The sequence below is a fragment of the Microvirga lotononidis genome (assembly GCF_034627025.1).
Lineage (GTDB): Bacteria > Pseudomonadota > Alphaproteobacteria > Rhizobiales > Beijerinckiaceae > Microvirga > Microvirga lotononidis.
Genome location: NZ_CP141048.1, coordinates 3,924,756 through 3,947,813 on the forward strand (window position 1 = coordinate 3,924,756; position 23,058 = coordinate 3,947,813).

Consider the following 23,058-nt stretch of genomic DNA (forward strand, 5'->3'; position numbering starts at 1 on the left):
TCGCTCAGTGGTTGCGAGGCTCGACGAGCAGGGTAAATTCGCGCATCCCGTAATCATCGACGATGCGGACGCGAGAGTTCAAACGAGTTTCGCAGAATGCGCTCCATCGCTCCGGACGAGTGCAATAGAGCCCCGCCGTCATGATGAGTCCGGATGCGGGCAAATGAACGAAGTTCACGGCAAAGCCCTTCCGGCTTGTGCTCCGGAGATGAGTTAATGTCGTCTCAATGAGTTGTTCCCAAAGCGGGATCGGCTGATCGAGCATGACGTTGAAGATGCCGCTCGCGATACTGTAATCTGCCGGGCGCGGGCTCTCGACTCCCTGAAGAAAGCGGATCCGCTCTCCGACCCAGCGCTTCTTCGCGCTGCGGACCATTGCGGGCGACAGGTCGACACCGAGATAATCGACGGGGGTTTGCGGATGGTAGAGTGCCAGATAATCGAGAAGGGCACCGTATCCGCAACCCAGGTCGTTGAGGGAGAAGGGACTCGCGAAATCGCAGAGCGTCAGAAGCTTTCGGAAACGGAGAGCTTGCGTCGGCATGCAGCTCCAGTCCACGCCCAGGGGGCTGGCACCATGCCGACGAAGCTTCTGCGTGTAGTAATGCTCGACCTGCCGATAGGCCTCGTCGAGCTCACCGAAGCGAAAATTGGCCATCCTGATTGAGAGCTTACCGTCCCCGCGGTGTCTTCCGCGCGGTCTTGGAAGCGGCCTTGGCTGACTTCGCTGTCTTTGCGGACTTGGCGGGAGCCTTGCGGGCCGTCTTCGATGCTTGCCGGGCCATGCGAGGAGCCGTCTTCGGCAGCATCGGCAGGGACACGATGATGTAGGGCTGCTCCATATAGAAGAAGCCCGTCCTGGAATCCCTCACGACGACCCTGCGCCCTTCCTCGCTGCGGGAATCGTGAGCCTGGAAGAGGACGGGAAGAGGTCGATCGGATTCCAGATTCTCGACCATCATGTTCATGATCCGGTCGTTGCCGTTCATGCGGGGCTCATCGGACTCGTACTGATCCAGCTCGCCGATCAGTTTGAGCCATCGGTTGCGCGCCCGGGCATTCCAGAAGCCTCCGAGGTTGAGGACGGCAACGCAATCCCTGAAGGAGCGTCCTTTCCGAAAGATCTGGAACTCCTTTTGAAGGATCCTCATCTCCTCGATGCCGCCGAAGGCTTCATCCGAGCCTTGAGAGGGGCCGAAGCGAAGATTCATGAGGTCGAATAATCCTGAGATGAAGATATCGTCCTCTTTCATGATGCGACCCATCACACACCCTCCACTGTCTCAACGCGAAGATATTCCGTGAATGCAAATCGCATCAGTCGGGATAATAAATGTCAAGCTTACTTTGCTAGTTACTTAGGGGCAAAAGAGTATTTCTCACAGAAAAATTCATCCCCGCGCCCCTATTATGCTGCGCCGGATAGATAGCAGCATTGTGCCGGCAATGCCTGTTCTCGGATGTGCCCTGATCGGCGAAAGCGATTGGAGAAAAGTGGCTGCCCGTTATTGCATTGTCCGCGCGTTAGGATTAAATAGAAGGATCAATTAATGAAATCTTGTTTCATCTTTCTTGGCCGATCGCCTTCTCCGAAGAGGAGAGCAGGCGATCCGTGCCTCTTCCGTTCAGTCGGCAATCTTACCGACCTAGCCTGAAAGTTTCCGGTAGCGCCGATGGCTCTCGTCACCTTCACCGACAATATGCGGCAAGGCCTCCGCCTGCAGGACTTCTTTACGGCGGTCGTGGGCTCGATCTCCTATGGAGAGGAGGACGAGCTGAAGATGGCGACGTTCCAAGTCAACGTCGATCACACGATCCTCGACATCGTCTATCGGGGTCCGTCCATCGGCGAGACTTCGGGGCGTGTCTCTTCTCTGGAAGTGCGGCGCAGTGGTGAAACACTGCTCACTTATGCGAGCGGCTCGGTGTTGTTCGCCTACGATGGCGGGCTGAAGGAATTCCATGCAGGTGGCGCAGCGGCCGCGGCTTCGATCATGTGGGGGAGCGATCAGCTCAACGGCTCCGCGAATGGCGACTATCTTGAGGGGCATGCCGGAAACGATTATCTTAACGGCGGCCCGGGTGCGGATACGCTGGACGGCGGGGCGGGGAACGATACCTACATCGTTGATAATACGGATGATCGCGTCCTCGAAGCCGTCGGCGGCGGCTATGACGTTATCCTGACGAGCGTCAATTTCGCTTTGGCTGCCGATTCCGAGGTCGAGGAACTGAGAGCTGCCAGCGGGGCCAATCCTCTTTCGCTGATCGGCAACGATTTCTCGAATCTTATTGTTGGAACGTCAGGCAACGACTCGCTCGATGGCAAGGGAGGTGTCGATATCCTGATCGGTGGCGCCGGCGACGATCTTTATTTCGTCGATTCTTTCTTCGATGTCGTCGTGGAGGAGGCTGGTCAGGGCTATGACACGGTCATTGCCTATGCGTCGTATGCGTTGGGCGACAACATCGAAGTCCTGAAAGCAGCCGGGGGTGACCTCCCCATCAGCCTCACCGGAAATGCGCTCTCGAACGAGATCTTCGGCAACGCAGGCGCGAACGTCATTGACGGCCGCGATGGGGATGATCGGCTCTACGGCGACGGCGGCAATGATGTCATCTCCGGAGGAAGCGGGCAGGATGTCCTCTATGGGGGCATGGGCGACGATCTCCTCTCCGGGGGGGAAGGAAACGATCATCTCTTCGGCGATGTCGGCAACGATACGCTCGACGGCGGCGACGGCAATGACGCCCTCTATGGCGGGACAGGACGGAATCTCCTGCTGGGGCTGGGCGGCAACGACACGCTGTATGGGGGCATGCACGCCGATACCCTGCTGGGTGGCGATGGCAACGACAGTCTTTACGGGGACGTCGGAAATGATTCTCTCGATGGCGGACCGGGCAACGACACGCTGAACGGCGGCTGGGGGCGCGATGTCTTCATATTCAAAGACAAGCTGAACGCCAAAACCAATGTCGATACGATCAAGGACTTCGACGTCAAGGACGATACGATCCGCCTGGAGAACGGCATCTTCAAGAAGCTGGGGAAGGCCGGAAAGCTGAAACCGGACTTCTTCACCATTGCCAGCAAGGCACAGGACAAGAACGATTACCTGATCTACAACAAGAAGACCGGGTACCTGTATTACGATGCTGACGGCTCCGGATCCAAGTCCAAAGCCGTCGTCTTCTCCAAGCTGAAATCCGGTCTCGCCATGACGGACAAGGATTTTTACATCATTTAGAACGCCGGCTTTAAACCCGATTGGTGCAGGCGTGTCCGTTGAGCGGACGTCCCTTACGCTTACTGGCAGACATCGACCCAATCGGCGCCCACGAGCTTTGCCATCCTTTCCGGGTGAATCCGCACGGCCGTGTGGATCGAGCCTGCCGCCGGGACCACTTCGTCGAAGGCCTTCAGGGAAATGTCGCAATAGACCGGGAGCGGCGTTGCCAATCCGAAGGGGCATACGCCGCCGACAGGGTGTCCCGTAAGCGCCTGAACCTGTTCTGCATCCAGCATCGAGGCCTTGCCACCGAATGTCGCCTTGACCTTGCGATTGTCGAGGCGGGCCGTGCCGCTCGTGACCACCAGAAAGCTCTTCTCTCCCACACGCAGTGAGAGCGTCTTGGCGATCTTTTCCGGTCCGACCCCATGGGCTTCCGCCGCCTGAGTGACCGTGGCGGTGCTGGTCTCCATCTCGATGATCTCGATATCCGGTGCGTTTTGGGCGAGGAAGGCGCGAACCGATTCAAGGCTCATGGTCGAGAGGCTCCTTTGCTGAAAGGCTGGAGCGGGCGACATACCATGAGTGAGCGCCCGACGCGACAACGTCAGGATCGCCGCCGCTCCGCCGCCACGCAAAGAGGAGAGGTGATCCCACGTGAGGAGAAGCAGTTCTAGCGTTCGCTTTCGGGATAATCGGCGCCGCGGCTCGTCTCCGCCCAGGCCTCGACCTCCGCGAGCGTTTCCTTCAGCTTCTCCCGCACTCCGTCGAGCGCGATAGCGCCCAGGACCAGATGCTTGGGCGGATTCTGAGCTTCGACGGCCTTGATGATGGCTTGTGCCGCGCGGACGGGATCGCCCGGCTGCTTGCCACTGTAGTCCGCCGTGGTTTCGAGGCGGGCACCGACGGTGTCCTGGTAGTCGGAAATCGTCGGGCGCCGCTGCTGAAGGGAACGGCCCGCCCAATCGGTGCGGAAAGGCCCTGGCTCGACGCAGGTCACCTTGATCCCGAGCGGAGCGACTTCCTTGGAGAGTGCATCCGACAGGCCCTCGACCGCATGCTTGGTGGCGGCATAATAGCCGGAGCCCGAATAGCCGATGAAGCCCGCCTGCGACGAAATGTTGACGATGTGTCCGTGCCGGCGGGCGCGCATGCCGGGAAGCACTGCACGAGTCATGGCGGCAAGGCCGAAGACGTTCGTCTCGAATTGCGCGCGGATCTCCGCGTCGTCGCCTTCTTCGATGGAGGCCTGATAGCCATAGCCGGCATTGTTTACGAGGACATCGATGGCGCCGAAACGCTCTTCGGCTGCTTTGACGGCGGGAGCGATGTCGTCATTGCTCGTGACGTCGAGCGACAGGGCGAGCGCCCTCTCCTCGTAGCCCTGGGTCAGGTCCTGGACCCGTCCAACGTCGCGTGCGGTCACGACCGCGCGCCAGCCCCGCTTGAGGACCAGCTGGGCTAGTTCACGCCCGAATCCGGTGGAGCAGCCCGTGATGAACCAGACGGGATTCTCGTTGAGCGGCATGGGACATTCCTCTTCAGGGCAGGTTCGCGACGGGGGAGATATAGGCGCTTCCCAGGGCAGGGGAACCCCACGGTTCCCGTCGCGTCGACGCGGTCCTCGTGCTCATATCCGTCCGAAATCGACGAGGGGCTCGTCGTATATCGCCGTCAGCAGCCTACCGTCGCCCTTGACCATGCCGCGATACATGCCGGAGCAGTTGAAGGGCAGGGACACATTGCCCGCGTGATCGACCGCGACGATGCCGCCAGAACCTCCCGCCGGCGCCAGCATGTCGATCACCACGGCGTGGGACGCTTTTTCGAGGGACTGGCCCGCATAACGCATGCGGGAGGCGATCTCATGAGCCGCCGCATAGCGGATGAAGATCTCGCCGTGGCCCGTCGCCGAAATGGCACAGGTCTCGTTGTCCGCCCAGGTTCCGGCGCCGATCACCGGGCTGTCGCCGACGCGCCCCGGCGCCTTCGCGGTCATGCCTCCGGTGGAGGTCGCTGCAGCAAGGTTCCCGTGGCGATCACGGGCAACCGCGCCGACCGTGCCGTGCTTGCGCGACTCGTCCTGGTCGTCAGCGCCGCTGTTGCGCATGGCGAGCGTTTCCTGCAGCGCATTCCAGCGCTGCTCGGTGAAGAAATAGGAAGGTTCCTCGAAGGCAAGGCCCTGCTTGCGGCAGAACTCCATGGCGCTTTCGCCGATGAGGATCACGTGGCCGGAATGCTCCATCACGGCGCGGGCGGCGAGAACCGGGTTGCGCGGACCGCAGATGCCCGCGACGGCACCGGCCGACCGGTCTCGGCCGTCCATGACGGCGGCGTCCATCTCCTGCTTGCCGGCCGAGGTATAGACGGCCCCGCGCCCGGCATTGAAGAGCGGCTCGTCCTCGAGCGCCATGACGGCGGCCGAGACGGCATCGAGCGCTGCGCCACCATCGGCTAGAACGGTGCGGCCGGCGTCCAGGGCGCGGCGCAGGCCTGCATGATAGGCGGCCTCCCGTTCCGGCGTCATCTTGCTGCGAAGGATCGTTCCCGCGCCGCCATGGATCGCGAGGGCGAAATCGTTGTCGGAGGTCGTGCTGCCGGTCATGGTGTTCACGCTTCGGGTGAGAGGGATTTCAAAGTGTCGAAGAGACCCGGACGCTGATGGCCCGAGCGGCCGGTCATGGAGCCCGCGGCGAGGAGTGCGTCGAGCACGGCCTCCTGCGTCGCATCGGCCATGGCTTCGAAGAGGAGATCGATGCGATCCTCGTTGAGAACATGGAGGCCAACGAGAGCCGCCTTCTCGTCGTGGGACAGGATGTTGGCCGTGGTGAAGCCGAGGGCGATGTCGCCGCTGCCATGTCCCCAGAAGGATCCCAGGCGCGCCAGCCCGACGCCGGAGCGGCGGATGACGCGCTTGATCTGTCGATCGCTCAGCGGAATATCCGTGGCGGCGACGATGATGATGGAGCCCTTCTCCGTCGACCTTCCATCGAGGGTAGACGGCGAAACGCTCCTGCCGTCGGGCAATCGAAGGTCTCCGGAGCGACCGAAATTCGACAGAACGAGCACGCCGAGATGATAGTGCCGGCCGTCGAGGTCCAGACGGCGGGAGGACGTGCCGATTCCTCCCTTGAACCCGAACGTGCTCATCCCGCAGCCGGCCCCGACGGAGCCGACGGCGAACTGCGATGACGCATTCGCCAGTGCCGCGCGCGCGTGGGCCTCGGTGACGGCCAGAGCCTGAATGTCGTTCAGATAGCCGTCATTGCACTCGAACACGACCGGGTTCACGGTGGCGGTCTCGCGGCCGATATCCGGGTTCTGCTCGATGGCATGGCGCACGAGGGCGGTGCAGCATGTGCCGACCGACAGGGTGTTGGTGAGGAGAATGGGCGTCTCGAGGGTGCCCAACTCCTCCACCTGAACGAGGCCGGCGCTTTTGCCGAAACCGTTCAGGACGTGAACGGCCGCGATAGGCTTCTCCCGATAGAGATTGCCGCCATGGGGCACGATAGCCGTCACCCCGGTGCGAATGTCGCCATCGATCAGCGTCCGATGTCCGACGAGCACGCCCGGGACATCGGCAATGCTGTTGAGCGCACCGGCAGGCAGGTTGCCGCAGGCGAAGCCGAGGTCCCGAGCGCGGGGGGCGGCGCTCATCAGGCGCATTCCGCCTTAACGAAGGCTGCAATCTCCGCGTGGGTGGCGACCCACACGTCGGAGCGGCGCGTGACCTCCTCCAGGAGCTTTTCGAGGATCCAGATGCGCGAGCGGTAGCCGGTGACGTGCGGATGCATGGTCAGCAGGAACAGCCCGCCTTCCTCGTAGGCCCGTTCGAACTCGCGGAAGAAGATGTCGAAGACGGCGGTCGGCGGCGTGTGCGGCCGCAGGCCGTTGAAGCGGTGCATGTTGAAATACACCGCGTCGTCGCGGATCCATTCCACGGGCAGCTCCACGATGCCCGTGGGCTCGCCCTGTTCCACAAGCTCATAAGGGTCGTCGTCGGCCATGAGCGACGAATCGTAGAGGAGCCCGAGCTCCCGTTCGATGCGCAACGTGGTGGGGCTGAAATCCCAGGACGGGGTGCGCAGGCCCACGGGCCGCACGCCGGTGACCTTCTCCAGGGTGTCCGCCGCGCGGAACATCAGGTCCCGCTCGATCTCGTAAGGAAGCTGACTGTTGAGTTCGTGGATCCAGCCATGAATGCCGATTTCATGGCCTTCCGCGACGACCCGGCGCTGCTCGTCCTCGTACAGGAGGGCTGCGACGGCCGGAACGAAGAAGGTCGCCTTAGCGTCGTATTTGGCGAGCGCGTTAAGGATGCGCGGGACGCCCTGCCGATTGCCGTATTGACCTTGTGACATGCGGCCGATGGACTTACCGCCATCGCGCAGTTCGTTCGTCTCGTGATCCGAATCGAAGGAGAACGCGACGGCGCAGCGGGCACCGTTTTTCCACTTGGCGGGTTTCATGGAGCGGCCGGCGCGCACATGATCCACCTTGCTGCGCCACGTCTGCTCGTCCCAACCCCATGGCTGGCTGCTGATATCGTCCATGATTCTTCCTTAAATTCTTTCGTTCGAAATCTATTCGCTGGTCCCGGCTCAGGAGCGTCCGCCGTCGGCGGAGATGATCTGACCCGAAATCCAGGAGGCCGCGTCGGAAACCAGGAACATCACCGCGTTGGCGATGTCCTGCGGATAGCCCAGGCGCCGTGTGTGGATGCTCTCCACCAGGCGAGCTTGGCCCTCCGGTCCGTAGCTCTCCCACTGGCGCTGCGTTGCCGGATTCGACAGCACGAAGCCCGGAGCCACGCTGTTGACGGTGATCCCGTGCGGACCGAGTTCGAAGCTGAGCTGCTTCGTCAGTCCGACAAGGGCATGCTTCGAGGCCGTATAGGCCTGGATGCCGGTCAGGCTCGGGCGAAGGCCGGCGCCGGACGAGATGTTGACGATGCGGCCGGACTTCTGGCGCTTCATGTGTGGCGCTACGGCCTGCGAGCACCAGAAGGCGCCATGCACATTGGCTTCGAAGAGCACGAGCCAATCCTGCTCGCTCACTTCTTCGATGGGCTTTGCGACCTGCCCGCGAACACCGCCGGCGCAGTTGACGAGGATGTCGATGCCGCCGAGGCTTTCCGCCATCTCGTCGAAGACGCGGCCGACCGCAGCGCGATCGGCGAGGTCGAGGGTGCGGGTCGCCTTGGCTCCGGCCTCCGCGGCCACGCGCAGGCCGGCCTCATCCATGTCGAGCGCCCAGACATGGGCGCCCTCGGCCGCGAGGCATTGGACGATGCTTCGCCCGATCCCCTGGGCCGCTCCGGTCACGGCGACACGGCGATTGGTGAAATCCAGGATCATGGCGTCAGCATCTCGTCGAGGGTGGACCAGGATTGTTCGCGCCGTCCGTCCTCGATGTCGTGGATCAGCGCGACGAGCCTGCTGATGGCAGGCGTGGGAATGCCGGCTTCCTGGCCGAGGGTTGCGATGATGGCGATCTGCGCATCCACTTCGGTCTTGCGCTTGCGGACCGCAAGATCGCGCCAGATGCCGGAATGGGTCTTCGCCGTGTGCCGGTTGAACTCGGCCATGTCGGCGACGGAACGGCGCGCGGCCGCCTCGTCGGCTCCGGGCATGAAGGCGTCGGGATCGAACCCATTGAAGCCCAACGGCTCCACGCCACGAGCCTTCGCGACAGCCATGACCTCCTGGCCGAGACGGTGGTAGACAGGGAAATGACGCTCGGAGGCGAGGTTCTCCGACATCGACGCGTTGGTCAGTGCCGTGGCGAACAGCAGCGAGCCGTAGCCGAGCTTGCCCCAGAGATAGCCCCAGATGTTGTCGGTGAGCACGGCTTTCGGCTCGAAGATCGACAGAAGACGATGGTAGTCGCGGATGACATCCGTCGTCTGCCTGTCAAGCCCGCCGACGGCCACCGCGGCGCGGTTTCCGAACAGGATGCGGCCGGGTTCGAGCCAGTCGGCGCCGAAATTGACGAAGCAGCCGATGGTGCGTTCGGCGCCGATCTCTTCCGCGATGACGATCTCGTTCAGCCCGTTCTGCGCCGACAGCACGGTGCCGTTCTGGGCCAAGTGCGGCTTCAGGGCGCGCACCGCGTCGCGGGTGTGATGCGCCTTGACAGCCAGGATGATGCGCCGGAACTGCCCTTCGACCTCATCAGGGCGAACGGCCTTCACGGCCTGCCGGAAGGTCTCGACCGGTCCCTCAATGAAGAGGCCGTCGCGGTTCATGGCGTCCACATGCGGCTCGACGATGTCGACGAGCAGCACGTCCTCGCCGGCGCGGGCGAGATAGGCGCCGAGCGTTCCGCCGATGGCGCCGGCGCCCCAGATCAGAATGGTGTTCTCGTTCATTACCAGTTCTCGATCAGCGCGCGGGTTTCTTCGATGGCGACGGCCCAGATGGCGTTCATGTCCTCGTCCGAGCGCTGGAAATGGCCGCCGAAATTGCCTTCCTGGAGGATCTCGCGGACGCCTTGCGGACCGAAGGTGCGCATGCGGTCCAGATCGACCATCGGCTTCTGGTGGGACGGCTGCTCGATGCCCGGCAGTCGGGTCCAGGGGAAGTTCTCCATCCAGGAGGCATGGGAGGCGACCGGATCGATCTGCTTCACCTTCTCGAAGGTGCGCGGAGCATTCCACCAGTTGTGGAATTTCACGCGGCAATCGGGGTTCTCGCCCATCCATTCGATGGCGGCAGTCTGCCCAGGCGTGTTGCCGCCGTGGCCGTTGACGAAGAGGATCCGGCGGAAGCCCGTGCGCTTCAAGGATTCGAGAATGTCCGTGATGATGCGGAGATAGGTGTCGGCTTTCAGGGAAATGGTGCCCGGATAAGCCATGAAATAGGGCGTGATCCCATAAGCCTGCACGGGGAAGACCGGCACGCCCGTCGGTGCGGCGGCCTCGGAGGCCACGCGCTCGGCCAGGATGCTGTCGACGGATAGGCTCAGATAGGCGTGCTGCTCCGTGCAGCCGAGCGGAACGACGGCGCGATCATCCGTCTTCAGGTATTCTTCGACCTGAAGCCAGTTCATCTCACTGATTTTCATGAAGGGTCTTCCTCTTGCGTAACGATGGATGAGCGCAGTCGCTCCAGCACGGGGAGCAGGGTGGCGCGGATGGCATGGGGATCCGGCACATAGCGGAACTCCATGGCCTGCCGGTTCTTCGGCAGCATCTTCCTGACGGTCGCTTCGGCGCCGCTGGCATAGATCGCCACGTCGACCTGAGACAGGAAGGCTCCCAGGTCAGGGGCCGTGATCAGGCGCACGTCCACATCGGACACATGCGGCGCGAAGCGCAGCACCCCGGGCTTCATCAGGGCGGTGAATTCGGGGAAGATCGACACGATGCCGATGCGGGCCATCGGGTCGATCATGGCGAGTTGCGCCCTGGTCTCTTCCGCCGGAATAAAGCTCAGACCGACAACGGGAATGCCGGTGGGAACGAGGTGCTCGACCTCGCCGCGACGGTGGGCGAGCGTGACGCAGACATCGCAGGGCAGGGGAAAGGTCTCGCCCGCATGGAGGGCGTCGACCGTCGTCACCATGATGGTGTCGCCCGCGCCGAGATATTCCTGAATCCTGTTGGCATATTGCCGTGTCGTGTCGACGAAGTTGCCGACCATCACGAGGCGAAGGGCGCGCGACGGCGTCGGGCCCCGCGCGGCGCGGGCATTCACGAGCGACGAGACGACGGAGGGTGCGAGCCCGAGTTGCTCGGCTTCGTTGAAGAGAGTTTCGATTCGGTTCTGGATCTTGCGGATCGCAGAGGAACGCAGCCCGTCGCTGCTGTGCCCGTCACCCACATAGGTGCCGGCCCCCGGCTTCGACTCGATGAGTCCCGCCTCGCGCAATTCGCGATAAACCGTTGCGACGGTCATGTGCGCGATCCCGGCGCGCTCGGCCAATTCGCGCACCGACGGCAGGCGCTGACCCGTAGGCAACTCGCCGAGTGCGATGCCGAACTCGATCAGGCCGCGCAGCTGAATGCCGAGAGGCACCGGGAGAGAGCGGTCGAGTGCTGCCGCGAGATTGGCAACGATGCGCTCGTCGGGCGTCTGTTCCGCTTCTTTATAACGGGTGCCTTCATAAGCGACAGATGTTGGTTCAGGTTTAGGCACGGCGCTGTTGACTTTTCTTAACCGAGTGACCTACCGTTCTAATCGATAAGAACACCTTGGACGAAAAGCCAGGGTCTTAGCAAGAGGGGAAGTGAAGTGAAACAAAACTTCAAACTTGGTGGATCGCTCGTTGCAGCTTTCGTTCTCGGAACGGTGCTCTGCGGATCGGTTTCCGCGCAGACGCTGACCATGGGATTGCGCGCAGGTCCCGACTCGATCGACCCGCATTGGTCGACGCTCGGCAGCCAGGCGGAAGCCCTGCGCCACATCTTCGATACGCTCGTGATGTCGGACGAAAACCTGGGGCTGAAGCCCGGTCTCGCCACGTCCTGGAAGCCGATCGACGATACGACCTGGGAATTCAAGATCCGCGAGGGCGTGAAATTCCATGACGGTTCGGAACTGACCGCCGAGGACGTGAAATTCTCGATCGATCGCATCCCGGTCGTCACCGGCCCCATGAGCATGACCATCTACACGAAGCAGGTCGCGGAGACGAAGGTCGCCGACAAGTATACCCTGCACGTCAAGACGAAGTCGCCCGCGCCGACGCTGCCGAACGACTTCATCCGCCTCTTCGTCGTGTCGAAGAGCGTCGGCATGGAAGCTCGTAACGAGCAGTTCAACTCCGGCAAGGCAGCCATCGGCACTGGCCCGTACAAGTTCGTCTCCTGGGAGCCGAAGGGCGATCTCGTCCTCGAGCGCAATGACAATTACTGGGGCGGCAAGCAGCCGTGGCAGAAGGTGGTCCGCAAGGAGATTCCGAGCGACCCGGCCCGCATGGCAGCCCTGAAATCCGGTCAGGTCGATCTCGTCAACTACGTGCCGGCCACCGACTACGCAGCGATGCAGAAGGACAAGTCGGTCGACACGTTCGTGGCCGACTCGGTGTACTTCCTGAACATCACGCCGAACGTGAAGGAGACCCTCCCGAAGAAGGCGAAGGTCGACGGCAAGGAAATCGACGCGAACCCGCTGCGCGATCCCAAGGTGCGTGAAGCGCTGGATCTCGCCATCGACCGCAAGACGCTCGTTCGCGTCGTGCTCGAAGGCCTGGGACGCCCGGCCAACCAGCTGATGCCGTCCAACTTCTTCGGTGGCAACAAGAACCTGCCCGAGAAGCCCTATGATCTGGCCAAGGCGAAGCAGCTGCTCGCCGATGCCGGCTACCCGAAGGGCTTCGAGATCGACTTCCACTGCACCAACAATCGCCTGCCGGGCGACGGTGCGGTGTGTGAGGCGCTCTCCCAGATGTGGGCCCGCGCCGGCCTGAAGGTGAACGCCAACGCGCTCAACGGCACGGTGTTCTTCCCGGCTCAGCAGAAGGGCGAGTTCTCGCTCTGGATGAGCGGCTGGGGCACGCTGACGGGCGAGGCGAGCTATACCTATGGTTCGCTCGTGCACACGGCGGATCCGTCGATTGGCCTCGGCGCTTTCAACAAGCAGGGTTATTCCAATCCCGAAGTGGACAAGCTGCTTCAGGAAGGGGCCCGCACCATGGACGATCCGAAGCGCCGCGCTCTCTTCGAGAAGGTGACGGAGGTCTCCATGAACGATCGTGCGCTGATCCCGACCGTTCAGATCCAGACGGTCTGGGCCGCCAAGAAGGGCATGCTTACGATCCCGGCTCGCGTTGACCAGGAGACCCTGGCCTACGAGATCAAGCCGAAGAGCTGATCCTGTCGATGACTGGCCGGGGCGTTTGAGTCCGGCCCGTTTCTCTCCCGGAGGGAAGTTCCTTTCCCTCCGGTTTTCGGATTGATGGATGTCCGGGAGTATGGGCCGCTTCGCCCCAGCACCCTGGCCTTTCGACACCATGCACGAGACAGCATGATTGGTTTTCTTATTCAGCGCGTTTTGCAGGCGCTCATGGTCGTCATCGCGATGTCGATCATCGTGTTCCTTGGCGTCTACGCCATCGGCAATCCGATCGACGTGATGATCGATCCGGCGTCCGATCAGGCGTTGCGCGAGGCATTGATCCACCGCTACGGCCTCGATCGCCCTCTTTACGAGCAGTACTTCGTGTTCATGAACAACATGCTGCACGGCGACCTGGGCGAGTCCTTTATCTATCGCCTGCCGGTGCTGAACCTGATCTGGTCGCGCTTTCCGGCGACCCTGGAGCTCGCGCTGACCGCCATGCTGATCGCCACGGGCCTCGGCATTCCGCTCGGCCTCTGGGCCGGCTACAAGCCTGAATCGTTTTCGGCCAAGGCGATCATGGCCTTCTCCGTTCTCGGTTTCAGCGTGCCGAGCTTCTGGGTCGGGCTGCTCCTCATCATGGCTTTCGCGGTCGAACTCGGCTGGCTGCCGTCGGGCGGGCGCGGTCCGACCACCCAGGTGCTCGGCATGAACCTGTCGATCACATCGCTCGAGGGCTGGAGCTACATCATCCTGCCTGCTTTCAATCTCGCCCTGTTCAAGCTCGGCCTGCTGATCCGCCTGACACGCGCGGGCACGGCGGAGGTCATGAGCTCGGATTACGTGCGCTTCGCCCGTGCCCAGGGGCTCTCCGAGGGCAAGGTCGTCGGCCTTCATGTTCTCAAGAACATCTCGATTCCCATCGTGACCGTTTTCGGCCTGGAGCTGGGTTCGACGCTCGCCTTTGCAGTCGTGACGGAGACGGTGTTCAACTGGCCCGGCATGGGCAAGCTCATCATCGACTCCATCACCGTCCTAGACCGTCCCGTGATGGTCGCCTACCTCATTCTCGTGGTCTTCCTCTTCGTTATGATCAATCTCATTGTCGATCTGGTCTATGGCCAGCTTGATCCGCGCATTCGCGTGAAGGCGGCCTCATGAGCAGTTCTCCCGCTCTCCCCTTGCCGGCCGAGACCGGCTGGAGTCGGCTCTCCAATTTCTGGGCCGATTATCGCCAGAGCCCGGTCGCGGTGGCTGCGCTCGTCGTCGTCGCGGCCGTGGTGCTCATGGCGGCCTTCGCGCCGTTCGTCGCTCCGCAGGACCCCTATAACCAGGAAGCGCTCGACCTGTTCGATGCCCGCCTCGAGCCCGGCGAGATCGGCTCCGGCGGCTATGTTCACTGGCTCGGCACGGATGCAGCCGGTCGCGACCTATTCTCGGCCATCCTCTACGGCTTGCGTACGAGCCTGATCGTCGGCGTCATGGCAGGCAGCCTGGCGCTCGTGCTCGGCACGACGGTCGGCCTTATCGCGGCCTATTACGGCGGCCGGATCGAGGCACTCATCATGCGCATCATCGACCTGCAGCTCTCCCTGCCGGCGATCCTGCTTGCGCTCGTCCTCGTGGCGATGCTGGGGCAGGGGCTGATGCAGCTCGTCGCCGCTCTCGTGGCGGCGCAATATGCCTACTTCGCCCGCACGACCCATGGCGCGGCCAGTGCGGAGCGGCGCAAGGACTACATCGAAGCGGCGCTCTCGACGCCTCTGCCTGCGCGCCACGTGCTGTTCAAGCATCTGCTCCCCAACGCGCTGCCACCCCTGATCGTGGTGGCGACGGTTCAGGTGGCAAACTCCATCGCCCTGGAAGCGACGCTGTCGTTCCTGGGACTCGGCCTTCCCATCACGCAGCCTTCGCTGGGGTCGCTCATTTCCAACGGCTTCCAGTTCCTGCTGTCCGGCCGCTACTGGATCTCGATCTATCCCGGCATCGCCCTGATGCTGACGGTTGTCGCCATCAATTTGGTGGGCGATCAGGTCCGCAACGTTCTGAACCCGAGGCGCAGCCGATGAGCGAAGCGGTTCTTCGTGTCAAAGACCTTCAGACGCAGTTCCAGACCAGGGCCGGCGTTCTGAAGGCCGTCGACGGCGTCAGCTTCGAGGTCGGCCGCGGCCGCATTCTGGGTCTGGTCGGCGAATCCGGTTCCGGCAAGAGCGTGACGGGCTATTCCATCCTCGGCCTGATCGAGCCGCCCGGCAGGATCGCCGGCGGCGAGGTTCTCCTGAACGGCAAGGACCTGACCGGCCTGAAGGGCGAAGCCATGCGGAAGGTCCGCGGCGCCCAGATCGCCATGGTCTTCCAGGATCCGATGATGACCCTCAATCCGGTCCTCAAGATCGGAACGCAGATGATCGCGGCCGTCCGGGCGCACGACAAGGTCTCGCGCAAGGTGGCCCGTGCGAGGGCGCGCGACGCGCTCGCCAAGGTGGGTATCCCCAGCCCCGAGGAGCGGCTCGACGCCTATCCGCATCAGCTCTCCGGCGGCATGCGCCAACGCGTGGCCATCGCCATCGCTCTCCTGCACAGCCCGGCCGTCATCATCGCGGACGAGCCGACGACGGCGCTCGACGTCTCCATCCAGGGCCAGATCCTGGCCGAGGTGCGACGCCTTGCGGACGACACCGGCACGGCATTCGTGTGGGTGACGCACGACCTCGCCGTCGTGTCGAGCCTCGCCGACGATATCTGCGTCATGTATGCGGGCAGGGTCGTGGAAAGCGGCCCGGCCGCCGATGTGATCGCATCGCCGCGCCATCCCTACACCGCAGGCCTCCTCGCCTCCGTTCCGGCTGAGCACGAGCCCGGGGCGAAGCTTCCGCAGGTGCCCGGATCGACGCCGTCCCTGGCCAACCTCCCACCGGGCTGCGCCTTCGCGCCCCGCTGCGCCAAGGCGGGACCCGCCTGCACCACGACGCCGCCCGTCCAGACCTTCGAGGACGGACGCACCGCCCTATGCCATTATCCGATCGAGCCCGTTTCATGCCAGCCGCTCTCCTTGACATCGACCACGTATCGAAGCGCTTCGTAAAGCAGCCCAATCTCGGCGAGCGTATCGCCGGATTGCTGGGTGCCGGGCCCAAGGCCGAGACCGTGCGCGCTGTGACCGATGTCAGCCTGTCGGTCGCCAAGGGCGAGGTCGTAGGCCTCGTAGGCGAATCCGGCTGCGGGAAGTCGACGCTCGGGCGCATGATCGCCGGCATCTACACGCCGAGCGACGGCAAGATCCTGTTCGACAAGGTCCCCGTGGCCAAGTCGCAGGGACGGCGGACGCAGAAGCTGACGACCCGCGTGCAGATGATCCACCAGGATCCCTTCGCCAGCCTCAATCCGCGCATCCGCATCGGCGACACGGTGGCCGAGGGACCGGTGGCTCACAACATCGTCAAGGGGCGCGACGCGGATTCCTACGTCGCGGATCTGCTCGGGCGCGTCGGGCTCGATCCGAGCTACCGCAGGCGCTTTCCCCATCAGTTCTCCGGCGGGCAGCGCCAGCGCATCGCCATCGCCCGGGCGCTCGCCATGAAGCCGGACCTGTTGGTGCTCGACGAGCCGGTGGCCTCCCTCGACGTGTCGATCCAGGCGCAGGTCCTCAACCTGTTCATGGATCTGCGCCAGGATCTCGATCTTACCGGCATCTTCATCAGCCACGATTTGGGCGTGGTGCGGCACGTCTCCGACCGGGTCGCGATCATGTATCTCGGCCGCATCGTCGAGCTGGCGCCCACCTCCGAGCTCTATGAGGCTCCGAACCATCCGTATACGCGCGCCCTTTTCGAGAGCGTTCCGCGCATCGGCGTGGGCAAGAAGAGCTTCCGCCCGATCGCTGGCGAGATTCCTTCACCGCTTCATCCTCCGAGCGGATGCCACTTCCATCCGCGCTGCCCCTTCGCCGGACCGCGCTGCAAGCGGGAAACGCCTCCGCTCACCGGCATAGCGCCCGGCCGCTTCTCCGCCTGCCATCTCAACACGGGCGGCACGGATTGATCGGAACGATGAACACCATGACCCATAAAGCCTCTCTCGTGGCGCTCCAGGAGCGCATCGCCGCCGTCAACGACGTGCTCAACGCAACCTCCGTCCTGACCTGGGATTCCCGCACCATGATGCCTGCGGGTGGAGCGGAAACGCGCGGTCATCAAATCGCAACGCTGACCCGGCTCGCACGCGACCTGCTGCTCGCACCGGAGACCGAGAAGGCGCTCGAGGCGGCGGAGCGGGCGGTCGAGGGGCTCGGTGAGGATTCGGCCGAGCGGCGCATGGTGCGGCAGACGCGGCATGCGGTGGACCACCACAAGCGGGTGCCCGCATCCCTGATCCAGGAGCGCGCGGCGCTTCGCACCGTCGCTCAGGCAGCCTGGATCGAAGGGCGTTCGAAGAGCGATTTCTCGATCTTCTCGCCCCACCTCGCCAAGACGGTCGAATTGTCCCGTGCCTATGCCGATTGCATCGGCTGGAGCGAGCATCCCTATGACGCCATGGTGTCGATCTACGAGCCGGGCGAGACGGCCGCGAGCCTCAAATCCCTGTTCGGCGAACTGCGCGCCCGGCTCCTTCCGATTCTCGATGTCGCGCGGTCGCGGCCTCAGCCCCGTTCCGACTTCCTGTTCCGCGACTATCCGGAAGAAGGGCAGCGTGCTTTCGGCCTGAGCCTCGCCGAAAAGCTCGGATACGACTTCAAGCGCGGGCGCCTGGACACGACGGTGCATCCGTTCGAGGTGTCGTTCACCCGCAACGATGTGCGCATCACCACCCGCTACAACCGGAACTACCTTCCTGCCTCCATGTTCGGCACCGCCCACGAGGTCGGACACGGGCTCTACGAGCAGGGCGTCGACCCGGCCTATACCCGCACCACGCTGGCAACCGATCTCGTGGGACTCTATGCGGTCGGCGGAACCAGCTTCGGCGCCCATGAATCCCAGTCGCGCCTGTGGGAGAATCATATCGTGCGCAGCCGCACCTTCTGGCAGCTGCATTTTCCGGAGCTGCAGAGGCACTTCCCGGATCAGCTCGGCGATGTAAGCGCGGGAGAGTTCTACCGCGCGGTGACACGCGTCGAGCCGGGATTCATCCGGGTCGAGGCGGACGAGCTCACCTATGACTTCCACATCATGCTGCGGGCGGACATCGAATGCGCCCTCATGGACGGCTCGCTGCCCGTCGCCGACCTGCCGGATGCCTGGAACGCGGCGATCAAGCGCGATCTCGATCTTGTGGTGCCGAACGACGCCAAGGGTGTCCTGCAGGATGTGCATTGGTCGACCGGCTATATCGGCTCCTTCCCGACCTATACCGTCGGCAACGTCATGGGCGCCCAGATGATGGACAGCCTGCGCCGGCAGAAGCCGTCCCTCGATGCAGCCATCCAGGCCGGCGAGTATTCGGCCCTGGCGGAAGAGCTGCGCACCCGGATCTGGCAGCACGGACGCCGGTTCCAACGCGACGAACTGCTGCGGCGCGAAACGGGCCGAGGCCTCGATCCGGCACCTTACCTTGCCTATCTGTGGGACAAGTACGCGGCTTAAGGTTTGTCCAGGTCCCTCGGACCATGCCGCAGCGAGCGTATTCGCTGCGGCATTGTCAGTGCTCGACCTGATCGGCCGAATGGCCTGCGCGCCAATAGGCGACGACCTGATGTTCCGAGGTCGGAATCTTCCACTCTTTGCGCAGGAGTCGCTTCAGGCATCGGCAGCTGCTCTGCTCGCATCCGGCCCAGATGAAGCGGCGTGCCGCGCCCGGCGGCATGGCGATCCCGCGAAGAGCGTCCTCGAGCAGGGACGTCGTTCCCGCCGGTGCACCGTTGCGGTGCATCCAGCGGATCTCCAGCGCCGCCAACGAGCGGAGCGGCTGCTCCTCGCTCGCGTCGGCTACTTCGAGCAGCACGGTGGCCCGGCGTTCCGCCGGGAGCTCCGCTAGGATCCGGCTGATGGCCGGCAGCGCGGTTTCATCGCCGACGAAAAGATACCAATCCGCGTCCGGAAGCTCGCCCCCTGCCGGTCCCATGGCTCCCACGATGTCCCCAGGGCGGGCCAGCCGAGCCCAGGTCGAACCGGGCGTTTCGTCACCGTCGTGCAGGACGAAATCGATCTCGATCTCGCCACGCGCCACATCGATCGAGCGGATCGTATAGATCCGCATTACCGGCCGGTCCTCGCCCTTCGGCCAAACCGGCCGCCCATCTTCGCCCGTCACCGGCCATTGCGGTACGACCCCTGCCTTGGGAGGAAACAGCAGCCGGACATGCATGCCGCCGGTGGCGAAGCGCGCAAGATCCGAGCCTTTGAGCCGCACCCGGCGCATGCGTGGCGTCACGTTGGTGGCGCTCACGACACGCATTTCGCGGAAGTATGGCAAAGGCGAACCGGCGGCTCCATCGCCGGTCCACGAAATGCGGGGAGACACACCCTCGGCAAAGCCAAGGATGTGCTCAGCGAGACTCCATTTGACATAGGCAAGGCCGGTCGCGTCAGCGCTTTCGGCCTGAAGGCGGAGACTGTCGTCATCCGCTTCGACGGACGCGCTGCCGTAAACGAAGGTCACGCGGGCGGAACGCCCGGAGCGATCCACGTGGCCGTGTTCGACGAAGTGCGCGCAGAGCTTGTCCATGACCTGCATGGGACCAGCGAGGTCAACTTTGGCCTCGGCACGAAGGAGGGATGATGTCATCGTAGATTCCATGACGATGGCGTTTCGCCTATCGGCTTCGACGCAGGAGCCAGATCAGATACGGTCCGCCGATGAGCGAAGCGAAAAGACCCAGCGGGAGCTGATAGGGGAAGGAAACGACCCGTGACAGCCAGTCGGCTCCCGTCATCAGCCCGACACCGATCAGGATGGCCGCCGCGAGCTGCTGATGGGCCCGGCTGAATCCGGCGAGCCGGGCCATGTGCGGGGCGACGAGTCCGACGAAGCTCAGCGGGCCGACCATGAGCGCCGCCGCGGCCGTCAGACCTGCGGCGAACAGGGTCAGCGTCATGCGGCTTGCATGAAGCGGCACGCCGATCGCGCGGGACTGTTCGGCTCCCAGCGGGAGGATCTCGAGCCAGCGGATCATGAGAGGCAGAGGACCCAGGAGGACGATAGCCGCCGCCATGGCGATCCACGCCTCGGTCGAGGTGACATGAGCCGTCGAGCCGCTGATCCAGGCCAGGAGCTGAAAAGCGCGCGCATCGCCCGTGATCATGGCGGCGTTGACGAGGGCGTTGCAGAATGCTCCGACAGCCAGACCACCGAGCAGCAGACGTTCGGCGTTCTTCTCCTGCCGACCGGCGACCCAGAGCAGAGCCAGCAGGGCCACGAAGACGCCGATCGCCGCGCCGGTCAGCCGTATGCTCATGGTCGGCGCGGGTATCGTGAAGAGAATCGCGGCGAGGCCGACACCAGCGCCGGCGCTGATGCCGAGCACTTCCGGACTCACGAGGGGATTGCCGGTCGTCCGCTGCAGAATCATGCCAGCCGCGGCCAGCATGGCTCCGGCCGAAGCTGCCGCCGCAACGCGCGGGGTGCGGAACGGGAGGAGATCGCCGAGAATCTGCCCCGTTGCGAGGCTCCACCCGTCAGGCCCCCGCCCGACGAGGACGGCCAGCGCGATCATGCCCAGGACAAGCAAAAGGATGGCGAACAGAGGAGCGACCGGCTTGACGATCCGTCGCGTGGCTTCAGCCGGCGCGAGAGTGGAGGCACGATGAGCGAACCGGAGGCGCGGAAGCAGGTAGAGGAGCAGCGGTCCTCCGAGGAGCGCCGTGGCGGCCCCCGTCGGCACCGTCCTGGCCGATCCGCTCGCTACGAGCTGCGCGAGACCATCCGTGAGCCACAGGATCGTCGCTCCGACGAGCGGTGCCGATGCAAAGATCTCGCGCTGCGTGCGTGCGCCGCATAGCCTGGCGAAAGTCGGTGCTGCGAGGCCGACGAAGCCGATGATACCGACCTCCGCCGTAACGGTTGTCGCGAGCCACACGGCGATGGCCAGAGCCAGCAGGCGCAGGAGCAGGAGGTTGACGCCGAGACCGCGTGCGCTCGCGTCGTCGAGGCCGAGGATTTCCAGGGGACGGATCAGCAGGAAGGCTGCGGCAAGGCAAAGACCGAGCGTGAGCGCAATCGCCTGTGCATGATCCCATCCCTGCTGGGTGAGCGAGCCGCTGCCCCAGATGAGCAGGGACATCATGTATTCGCCGTTCGCAAGAATGAGCGCCGCGCTCAAGGCCATGGCGATCAGGGAGATCACCATCCCGGCGAGGACGACCGTGACCGGTTCGAGCCCGTGCTTCCAGGTCAGGGACAAGAGGATGGCGACGACGGTCAATCCGCCGATCAGCGCGACCGTCTCGCGCGCGGTATCCATCAAGGCTGGTGCAAACAGGGTTGCGGCCGTCATGGCGAACTGCGCACCCGCCGAGATGCCGAGGGTCGAAGGATCTGCGATGGGATTGCGCAGCACCTGCTGCAACAGGGCACCGCAGAGCCCAAGCGCGGCCCCGGACAGCAATGCGACCGCCGCACGGGGGAGAACGCTGTTCAGGAGGAGAACACGGTTGAAGTCGAAGATTTGCTCGCCCGACCAGGGCAGCAGGCTCAGGACCTGATACGCGAACAGGTTCATGGCGAGGAGCGCTGCCATGAGCCATACGAGGGCAGACGGCCTCGCCGTCATGGCTTTAACCATCCGCGATCCCCGGCATCGAGAGCGCTTCACTGAAGACGCGAGCGAAACGCCGCGCGGCAGGCAGTGCACCGAACGGATTGACGGGTGGCAGTGTCATGACGCGCCCCTCGCGAACGGCCGGAATGGCTTTCCACAATGGACTGGCGTCGAGAGTGTGGTGGGCATCCGGAGGAACGGGAGACACGATGGCGATGATCGCTTCCGGCACCTCGGCGAGAGCTTCGAGAGGCATCGCCGCCGCCGCCGCATAGCTGGTGGGGTTGGGCCAAGCATTCTTCAAGCCCAGTCGCTGAAGTACGTCGCCGAACATGCTGTCGGGACCGAAGACCCGGAAGTGGCGCGCATCGCCGAGGTTGATCAGGAAGACGGGACGCGCCTTATCGGCAATGCGCCGGCTCGCCTGACCGATCTCATCGGACGCTGCGGCCACATAGGCCTCCGCCTGCGGCCTTCGTCCGAGATCGTTGCCGAGGGCTAACGTGACCTGCTCGGCCGGTGCGTAGGGAGGCCGGCCTGTTTCGTAAACCGAGTAGGACGCGACAGGAGCAATCCGTTCCAGGCTGTCCTTCACCCACGCGTACCAACCCGAGCTGACGATCAGGTCGGGACGGGTGAGAAGGAGCATTTCGAAGTTCGGTGAGCCGCGAAGGCCGAGATCGGCCACCTGCGACGGCACCGGCGGCTCGACTGCAACCTTGTGAAACTGCACCAGTTCGGTTGCCGCGACGGGCACGATATCCAGTGCAAGCAAGGTCTCGAACATGGCCCAGTCGAGAACGGCAACGCGGCGGAATGGGTCCGCCTGGACGTTGCCGACGATGAGAGAGCCGAGCCCGCCTCCAAGAAGCCTGCGCCGGGTCAAAGCGAATGCGTTTCGTGCGGAGGTGAGCTGCATGGGCGTTCGCGATACCGGTATGCTCTTGAAGGACTTCGGAGTGAGTTTATTACTTAAGTATTTGAGTTTATTACTTCCATGACCAGGTTTTCGTCTGCATCCCAGTTTCCTGCAATTTTCGTCCGCCCTGGGCCACTGATAGGTTGCGCTTGATCTTTGCCTAAGGGCGGCTTGATGGACCGCGAATAAGGAGACGTCAATACGAGTTTGAGAAAATTCTATTCATTTCAGTATATTAGAACAATTCAAAAATGAAAATCGTCATGGCGGAGCTGCGGCTTCGGCCTCATCACTGACCGTCCGAACAGTCCGAAAATCGTAAGCCTCTGGGTTCGGCAAGGCGATTCCGGTTGTCACCGGCCATATGGAGTTCGATTAGGTAGATAATAGATTATAGCGATTATAAAGAATGTATCAGCTGATTAT

Annotated in this window: 21 protein-coding genes; 7 read left to right on the forward strand and 14 right to left on the reverse strand. The window is 63.5% G+C overall.

The genetic code is table 11. From position 1 onward, the window contains the following. Window positions 1-4: 4 nt before the first annotated feature. Both U0023_RS18580 and U0023_RS18585 read right to left on the reverse strand, forming a co-directional pair. A complete protein-coding gene (locus tag U0023_RS18580) occupies window positions 5-658 on the reverse strand; it encodes a class I SAM-dependent methyltransferase (RefSeq protein WP_009492478.1) in 654 nt (217 codons plus the stop codon). A 13-nt stretch (window positions 659-671) separates the two neighbouring features. Then, complete coding sequence (locus U0023_RS18585) at window positions 672-1,265, reverse strand: hypothetical protein (protein ID WP_009492480.1); 594 nt, start codon at window positions 1,263-1,265, stop codon at window positions 672-674. A 408-nt stretch (window positions 1,266-1,673) separates the two neighbouring features. Between U0023_RS18585 and U0023_RS18590 the strand changes: the two genes are divergently transcribed. Further along, window positions 1,674-3,251: a calcium-binding protein gene (locus tag U0023_RS18590; protein WP_009492482.1), complete on the forward strand. Its 1,578-nt coding sequence runs from the start codon at window positions 1,674-1,676 to the stop codon at window positions 3,249-3,251. A gap of 59 nt (window positions 3,252-3,310) precedes the next feature. On the opposite strand, the gene U0023_RS18595 is transcribed toward U0023_RS18590, so the two are convergent. The 9 genes from U0023_RS18595 to U0023_RS18635 all read right to left on the reverse strand — a co-directional run bounded on the left by U0023_RS18595 (window position 3,311) and on the right by U0023_RS18635 (window position 11,374). Beyond that, a complete protein-coding gene (locus U0023_RS18595) occupies window positions 3,311-3,769 on the reverse strand; it encodes a YbaK/EbsC family protein (protein WP_009492484.1) in 459 nt (152 codons plus the stop codon). Between the two features lie 137 nt (window positions 3,770-3,906). After that, on the reverse strand, window positions 3,907-4,761 hold the full coding sequence (locus tag U0023_RS18600; RefSeq protein WP_009492486.1) for an oxidoreductase: 855 nt from the start codon (window positions 4,759-4,761) through the stop codon (window positions 3,907-3,909). Window positions 4,762-4,863: 102 nt separating this feature from the next. Next, the gene (locus U0023_RS18605; protein ID WP_009492488.1) at window positions 4,864-5,838 is read right to left on the reverse strand and encodes an isoaspartyl peptidase/L-asparaginase family protein; all 975 of its coding nucleotides are present in this window, start codon (window positions 5,836-5,838) and stop codon (window positions 4,864-4,866) included. A gap of 5 nt (window positions 5,839-5,843) precedes the next feature. Further along, window positions 5,844-6,893 (reverse strand): DmpA family aminopeptidase, encoded by a 1,050-nt coding sequence (locus tag U0023_RS18610; RefSeq protein WP_009492489.1) that lies wholly within the window; start codon window positions 6,891-6,893, stop codon window positions 5,844-5,846. Next, window positions 6,893-7,789: a polysaccharide deacetylase family protein gene (locus U0023_RS18615; RefSeq protein WP_009492491.1), complete on the reverse strand. Its 897-nt coding sequence runs from the start codon at window positions 7,787-7,789 to the stop codon at window positions 6,893-6,895. Before U0023_RS18615 ends, U0023_RS18610 begins: the two co-directional genes overlap by 1 nt. A gap of 48 nt (window positions 7,790-7,837) precedes the next feature. Then, window positions 7,838-8,593, reverse strand: coding sequence for an SDR family NAD(P)-dependent oxidoreductase (locus U0023_RS18620; RefSeq protein WP_009492493.1), 756 nt, complete (start codon window positions 8,591-8,593; stop codon window positions 7,838-7,840). Further along, window positions 8,590-9,606 (reverse strand): ketopantoate reductase family protein, encoded by a 1,017-nt coding sequence (locus U0023_RS18625; RefSeq protein WP_009492495.1) that lies wholly within the window; start codon window positions 9,604-9,606, stop codon window positions 8,590-8,592. Before U0023_RS18625 ends, U0023_RS18620 begins: the two co-directional genes overlap by 4 nt. Next, window positions 9,606-10,301: a creatininase family protein gene (locus U0023_RS18630; protein ID WP_009492496.1), complete on the reverse strand. Its 696-nt coding sequence runs from the start codon at window positions 10,299-10,301 to the stop codon at window positions 9,606-9,608. Before U0023_RS18630 ends, U0023_RS18625 begins: the two co-directional genes overlap by 1 nt. After that, the gene (locus U0023_RS18635) at window positions 10,298-11,374 is read right to left on the reverse strand and encodes a GntR family transcriptional regulator (RefSeq protein ID WP_009492497.1); all 1,077 of its coding nucleotides are present in this window, start codon (window positions 11,372-11,374) and stop codon (window positions 10,298-10,300) included. Before U0023_RS18635 ends, U0023_RS18630 begins: the two co-directional genes overlap by 4 nt. A gap of 96 nt (window positions 11,375-11,470) precedes the next feature. Here U0023_RS18635 and U0023_RS18640 point away from each other — a divergent pair, with 96 nt between their 5' ends. The 6 genes from U0023_RS18640 (at window position 11,471) to U0023_RS18665 (ending at window position 18,600) form a co-directional block, all read left to right on the forward strand. Continuing rightward, entirely contained in the window at window positions 11,471-13,051 is a 1,581-nt protein-coding gene (locus U0023_RS18640; RefSeq protein ID WP_009492498.1) for an ABC transporter substrate-binding protein, read from the forward strand. A 153-nt stretch (window positions 13,052-13,204) separates the two neighbouring features. Next, window positions 13,205-14,179, forward strand: coding sequence for an ABC transporter permease (locus tag U0023_RS18645; RefSeq protein WP_009492500.1), 975 nt, complete (start codon window positions 13,205-13,207; stop codon window positions 14,177-14,179). Further along, complete coding sequence (locus U0023_RS18650) at window positions 14,176-15,087, forward strand: ABC transporter permease (RefSeq protein WP_009492502.1); 912 nt, start codon at window positions 14,176-14,178, stop codon at window positions 15,085-15,087. The genes U0023_RS18645 and U0023_RS18650 overlap by 4 nt, the downstream gene beginning before the upstream one ends. Then, the gene (locus U0023_RS18655) at window positions 15,084-16,103 is read left to right on the forward strand and encodes an ABC transporter ATP-binding protein (RefSeq protein ID WP_009492504.1); all 1,020 of its coding nucleotides are present in this window, start codon (window positions 15,084-15,086) and stop codon (window positions 16,101-16,103) included. Before U0023_RS18650 ends, U0023_RS18655 begins: the two co-directional genes overlap by 4 nt. After that, window positions 16,055-17,059, forward strand: a complete 1,005-nt coding sequence (locus U0023_RS18660; RefSeq protein ID WP_009492506.1) for an ABC transporter ATP-binding protein — start codon at window positions 16,055-16,057, stop codon at window positions 17,057-17,059. The genes U0023_RS18655 and U0023_RS18660 overlap by 49 nt, the downstream gene beginning before the upstream one ends. A gap of 17 nt (window positions 17,060-17,076) precedes the next feature. After that, entirely contained in the window at window positions 17,077-18,600 is a 1,524-nt protein-coding gene (locus tag U0023_RS18665) for a carboxypeptidase M32 (RefSeq protein WP_040639412.1), read from the forward strand. 55 nt (window positions 18,601-18,655) lie between these two features. Here the strand turns inward: U0023_RS18665 and U0023_RS18670 are convergent, their stop codons facing one another. The 3 genes from U0023_RS18670 to U0023_RS18680 are packed head-to-tail and all read right to left on the reverse strand — an operon-like array spanning window position 18,656 to window position 22,632. Next, window positions 18,656-19,741: a siderophore-interacting protein gene (locus U0023_RS18670; protein WP_009492509.1), complete on the reverse strand. Its 1,086-nt coding sequence runs from the start codon at window positions 19,739-19,741 to the stop codon at window positions 18,656-18,658. Between the two features lie 28 nt (window positions 19,742-19,769). Beyond that, complete coding sequence (gene fhuB / locus U0023_RS18675; protein ID WP_040639247.1) at window positions 19,770-21,725, reverse strand: Fe(3+)-hydroxamate ABC transporter permease FhuB; 1,956 nt, start codon at window positions 21,723-21,725, stop codon at window positions 19,770-19,772. A gap of 4 nt (window positions 21,726-21,729) precedes the next feature. Then, window positions 21,730-22,632: an iron-siderophore ABC transporter substrate-binding protein gene (locus U0023_RS18680; RefSeq protein ID WP_009492513.1), complete on the reverse strand. Its 903-nt coding sequence runs from the start codon at window positions 22,630-22,632 to the stop codon at window positions 21,730-21,732. Window positions 22,633-23,058: the final 426 nt, after the last annotated feature.

Bases quoted from the DNA above. Each gene is read 5' to 3' on its own strand.
- fhuB (WP_040639247.1), bottom strand. From the start codon at position 21,725: ATGACGGCGAGGCCGTCTGCCCTCGTATGGCTCATGGCAGCGCTCCTC.
- U0023_RS18645 (WP_009492500.1), top strand. From the start codon at position 13,205: ATGATTGGTTTTCTTATTCAGCGCGTTTTGCAGGCGCTCATGGTCGTC.
- U0023_RS18615 (WP_009492491.1), bottom strand. From the start codon at position 7,789: ATGGACGATATCAGCAGCCAGCCATGGGGTTGGGACGAGCAGACGTGG.
- U0023_RS18625 (WP_009492495.1), bottom strand. From the start codon at position 9,606: ATGAACGAGAACACCATTCTGATCTGGGGCGCCGGCGCCATCGGCGGA.
- U0023_RS18650 (WP_009492502.1), top strand. From the start codon at position 14,176: ATGAGCAGTTCTCCCGCTCTCCCCTTGCCGGCCGAGACCGGCTGGAGT.
- U0023_RS18590 (WP_009492482.1), top strand. From the start codon at position 1,674: ATGGCTCTCGTCACCTTCACCGACAATATGCGGCAAGGCCTCCGCCTG.
- U0023_RS18595 (WP_009492484.1), bottom strand. From the start codon at position 3,769: ATGAGCCTTGAATCGGTTCGCGCCTTCCTCGCCCAAAACGCACCGGAT.
- U0023_RS18620 (WP_009492493.1), bottom strand. From the start codon at position 8,593: ATGATCCTGGATTTCACCAATCGCCGTGTCGCCGTGACCGGAGCGGCC.
- U0023_RS18580 (WP_009492478.1), bottom strand. From the start codon at position 658: ATGGCCAATTTTCGCTTCGGTGAGCTCGACGAGGCCTATCGGCAGGTC.
- U0023_RS18600 (WP_009492486.1), bottom strand. From the start codon at position 4,761: ATGCCGCTCAACGAGAATCCCGTCTGGTTCATCACGGGCTGCTCCACC.
- U0023_RS18585 (WP_009492480.1), bottom strand. From the start codon at position 1,265: ATGGGTCGCATCATGAAAGAGGACGATATCTTCATCTCAGGATTATTC.
- U0023_RS18630 (WP_009492496.1), bottom strand. From the start codon at position 10,301: ATGAAAATCAGTGAGATGAACTGGCTTCAGGTCGAAGAATACCTGAAG.
- U0023_RS18660 (WP_009492506.1), top strand. From the start codon at position 16,055: ATGCCAGCCGCTCTCCTTGACATCGACCACGTATCGAAGCGCTTCGTA.
- U0023_RS18605 (WP_009492488.1), bottom strand. From the start codon at position 5,838: ATGACCGGCAGCACGACCTCCGACAACGATTTCGCCCTCGCGATCCAT.
- U0023_RS18610 (WP_009492489.1), bottom strand. From the start codon at position 6,893: ATGAGCGCCGCCCCCCGCGCTCGGGACCTCGGCTTCGCCTGCGGCAAC.
- U0023_RS18665 (WP_040639412.1), top strand. From the start codon at position 17,077: ATGACCCATAAAGCCTCTCTCGTGGCGCTCCAGGAGCGCATCGCCGCC.
- U0023_RS18680 (WP_009492513.1), bottom strand. From the start codon at position 22,632: ATGCAGCTCACCTCCGCACGAAACGCATTCGCTTTGACCCGGCGCAGG.
- U0023_RS18655 (WP_009492504.1), top strand. From the start codon at position 15,084: ATGAGCGAAGCGGTTCTTCGTGTCAAAGACCTTCAGACGCAGTTCCAG.
- U0023_RS18670 (WP_009492509.1), bottom strand. From the start codon at position 19,741: ATGACATCATCCCTCCTTCGTGCCGAGGCCAAAGTTGACCTCGCTGGT.